The sequence below is a fragment of the Candidatus Neomarinimicrobiota bacterium genome (assembly GCA_041862535.1).
Classification (GTDB): Bacteria; Fidelibacterota; Marinisomatia; order SCGC-AAA003-L08; family TS1B11.
In genome coordinates this window covers 1-3,197 of the sequence record JBGVTM010000247.1, presented here as the reverse complement: position 1 = coordinate 3,197, position 3,197 = coordinate 1, and the positions used below count along the sequence as shown (strand labels likewise).

Sequence of the window (3,197 nt, the reverse complement as noted above, 5' to 3'; positions counted from 1 at the left end):
CCGTTGGCGGGATTCCCCCGCATTCTACGGGGTTTAATCTTTAGAAAAAAAACGCCCCTGGTAGATCAGGGGCAAAAGTTCGTGAACTTAACTTGCTATATCGTCGGAGCTCCGGCCCCGACGCTCGCTACTGCTCGGTCGGGGTAAACTCCGGGACTCCCCGATTCGTTGCACTCATCGGGGTAAACTCACCTACAACCAAGCTGATTGACAGCCACAGAGTTTATCCCGGCGAATCCAAGATTCGCCGGGACTCTACCGATTGAGCGATATACTTCTCGATTACTCTGCGACTTTTGGCGGCCTTTAATCTCTGTTCAGCGGCAGCTGCTTCCTCCCGGCTATCATATGGTACAGCACATAATAAATCCCAAGGAGCGTAGGCCTTGGTGGAAATGCTATGACCGGAATTATGTTGTTGAAGTCGTTTGATGGGATTGGAGGATATGCCTATGTAATAATGTCCTGTGGGCTTGCTCCTCAGGACGTACACATAAGTCATCGCTCCGGCGGAGGGACCCGTCGCCGGCCGGGTTTCCGTCCGGCTACTGCCGGACTGCAACTCGAACCCCCAACCTATCTGTCAGAGCCGGATTTCGCCTCGCTCAAGTGGTTAATCCGGCCGCTGCCCGTCAAGGGCCGGGCCGTTGCCTGGCCGGACTCTACCACTGAGCAACTCAGTCCTGATCCAATCTCTCCCTTTATGAGACTTCAATTCCCTTTCACGCCTCATCGCTTCAGCTCTTGATGAGTATTTCTCAATATGAAGCAATTCCCATGGCCTGAAAGCCTTGGTGGACCTAACAAGTCCGGCGTTATGCCTGGAGAGCCGGGTATCTAGATTGTCTGTTTGCCCAATGTAGCTGCGATCATGTGAAGGGGAGTGTAGGACGTATGTTAAGAACAAGCTCCGGCGGAGGGACTCGAACCCCCAACCTAGTGGTTAACAGCCACCCGCTCTACCATTGAGCTACGCCGGACGAATCACTTTCTTTTTAAGTTACCAGTCCTCGACGGTGGTGTCAAGAGCATGGCCGTTCCCGTGACTCCTCATCCCGGCAGGTCTACCAGCACCTGCTGCATGGTGCGCCGATATTCCTGGAAAGCACGGCGCCCTGCAGCGGTGATCCGCAGCATGGTGTGGGGTTTCTTGTCCACAAACTCCTTCTGGACCTCCACGTACCCAGCCGCCTCCAACTTGCTGATGTGCGACGAGAGGTTGCCCCAAGTGAGCCCTGTCTGGCGGATCAGGAACACGAAGTCGGCGCTCTCCACCACGTACAGATAGGCCAGAACCATCAGCCGTGCCGGCTCGTGCACCAGCTTATCGATGTCCGTCAGGGATTGCAGCTCTGCGCTCCTGGCTTCATTGCGGGGCATCTATAGGCTCCTCAACAGGAACTGGCGTCGCTTCTATAAAGCGGACAAGCAGCGTAATCCCTGTAGTAATGATGATTAAGGCCGAGAGCCCGAAGGTGACCGGAAAACCGTGATGGAAAGCTATGACCTTCCAGCCTTTCAGAAACGAAGCCTCACCGATCAGAAGCGGGGTGACCAACAGGATGCCGTAGATATAGAAGCGTTGCACATTCAGCAGATAGGCACAGAGGCTGAAAACAGCCAGGATTACCAATCCGAAAAAATAGGGATGAATCGCGGTCATGGACGACCGACCTCCAACTGCGGCGATCGCTCCTACAACGCCACCAATAAGAAAGATGACGACGTTGATCAATGACAGCGCTGTCAATCTGCGCCTCCGGGCTGATCGGTATCGCACCCGACCTATACGGGGTGCAGTGATATAGCGCTTACCCAGAAAAAGCAATAGCAGCGCCCCTAGATTTACAGGTAGGTAACTAAAGGTACTCCAGAAGTCGGAGTGCAGCACGTCGTTGATCAAGGGAGTGACGGCGAATCCCAGTGCGAAGACACCGATGAAAAGATCCCACAGACCATCCTGAAACGTGGATTGCCAGACACCGCGCTCGAGTGCTTCCAGATCGATATTCGTAAACGACGTGTTATCCGGCATGGCTTCCCCTCCCGGTCACAGGAAGATCCGCGCGCGGATAGGCCCGCAGGAAACGGACCAGCACCACCAGCCCTGCGGCCATGATGACGCCACCCACAGTGATCAGATACGCCGGATGCGGGATCGCCAGCATCGGGCCGATAAAGACAGCGCACAAGATCAACACTGCATATGCGTAATAGCGGTTGAGCTGCTTCCAGTAGGCCAGGGCCGCCAGCGCGACCACGCCGATGAGGCCGATAGGCCACAGGCGGAAATGCTCGAAGAGGTGCCGTAGCCAGGGGGTTTTTTGAATCCCACCGGAAGCGGCCACTATAAACATGACCACTCCCAAAAGGCAGGTAATGGTGAAGAAGACTATATAGAACCCCGTCTCACGCCTGAGCCTGGATTGCCGCTCTTCGCTGAAGTGGACGACCCCCAGCCGCGGGACGGTCAAGGCCTTTTTAGCACCGGCATAACCGGCTACACCGGAGGCATACAACGCTCCCGCCAGCCAGGGCATCTCCCAGATCATGAACAGTCCAAATGCCAGGATGAACAGGCCGAGGGCTATATCCAGCAGGCCATCCTGGTGGTAGGCCAGGTAGACTTTGCGCTCCAGCGCTTTAAGATCCATTTCACTTTGCATGAGACACCTCCAAAATGGTGAGCTATTCTAGTTTGCAGTAACATGTTCTTTGTATCGCAAAGTAGTTTATGAAAAAAAATGCAGCCAGTCAAGCAAAATCTGGCACAGCCACCCTTGACCGGACCAGACCAAGCCTACGCCGGTCCGCGATACCTGCCTTAACCAGTTCTCCAGCGAAGACCTGAGAACCCGGAAACGGACGCTGGCCTGCTCTACTACTATAGCAGTGAAATAAGCGGTTCCCGCAGTCCGGACTATATCAGGGGGTTCAGCGAGTTTTCTCGCCCTTCGCCGGGAACTGGGCCATGATGTATTCGGCCAGGGCCGTGATGGTCAGGCTGGGATTCACTCCCAGGTTAGCCGCCACCAGGGAGCCGTCAACCACATAGAGGTTGTCGTAGCCGTGAATTTTCCCTGAGTAATCGGTAACCCCGTCCTGCGGGCTCTCCGCCATGTTGCAGCCCCCCAGCGGATGGGCGGTGGAGGATGTATCGAAGATCACCTCCGGCAGGACGCTCAGGGGATCACCCT

6 protein-coding genes and 1 tRNA gene are annotated in these 3,197 nt (G+C 55.4%); all 7 read right to left on the bottom strand.

From position 1 onward, the window contains the following. Positions 1-223: 223 nt before the first annotated feature. Positions 224-502, bottom strand: coding sequence for a GIY-YIG nuclease family protein (locus ACETWG_09100; protein MFB0516742.1), 279 nt, complete (start codon positions 500-502; stop codon positions 224-226). 111 nt (positions 503-613) lie between these two features. Continuing rightward, complete coding sequence (locus tag ACETWG_09095; protein MFB0516741.1) at positions 614-907, bottom strand: GIY-YIG nuclease family protein; 294 nt, start codon at positions 905-907, stop codon at positions 614-616. Position 908: 1 nt separating this feature from the next. Continuing rightward, positions 909-980, bottom strand: a tRNA-Asn gene (locus ACETWG_09090). A 70-nt stretch (positions 981-1,050) separates the two neighbouring features. Further along, positions 1,051-1,380 (bottom strand): winged helix-turn-helix domain-containing protein, encoded by a 330-nt coding sequence (locus tag ACETWG_09085; GenBank protein ID MFB0516740.1) that lies wholly within the window; start codon positions 1,378-1,380, stop codon positions 1,051-1,053. Then, positions 1,367-2,035, bottom strand: coding sequence for a hypothetical protein (locus ACETWG_09080; GenBank protein MFB0516739.1), 669 nt, complete (start codon positions 2,033-2,035; stop codon positions 1,367-1,369). Before ACETWG_09080 ends, ACETWG_09085 begins: the two co-directional genes overlap by 14 nt. Beyond that, positions 2,025-2,666: a hypothetical protein gene (locus ACETWG_09075; GenBank protein ID MFB0516738.1), complete on the bottom strand. Its 642-nt coding sequence runs from the start codon at positions 2,664-2,666 to the stop codon at positions 2,025-2,027. Before ACETWG_09075 ends, ACETWG_09080 begins: the two co-directional genes overlap by 11 nt. 268 nt (positions 2,667-2,934) lie before the next feature. Then, the coding region (locus ACETWG_09070) for a GMC family oxidoreductase (protein ID MFB0516737.1) at positions 2,935-3,197 on the bottom strand (263 nt) is incomplete at its 5' end.

Excerpts from the sequence above, each read along its gene's own strand:
- ACETWG_09100 (MFB0516742.1), bottom strand. The coding sequence starts at position 502 with ATGACTTATGTGTACGTCCTGAGGAGCAAGCCCACAGGACATTATTAC.
- ACETWG_09085 (MFB0516740.1), bottom strand. The coding sequence starts at position 1,380 with ATGCCCCGCAATGAAGCCAGGAGCGCAGAGCTGCAATCCCTGACGGAC.
- ACETWG_09080 (MFB0516739.1), bottom strand. The coding sequence starts at position 2,035 with ATGCCGGATAACACGTCGTTTACGAATATCGATCTGGAAGCACTCGAG.
- ACETWG_09075 (MFB0516738.1), bottom strand. The coding sequence starts at position 2,666 with ATGCAAAGTGAAATGGATCTTAAAGCGCTGGAGCGCAAAGTCTACCTG.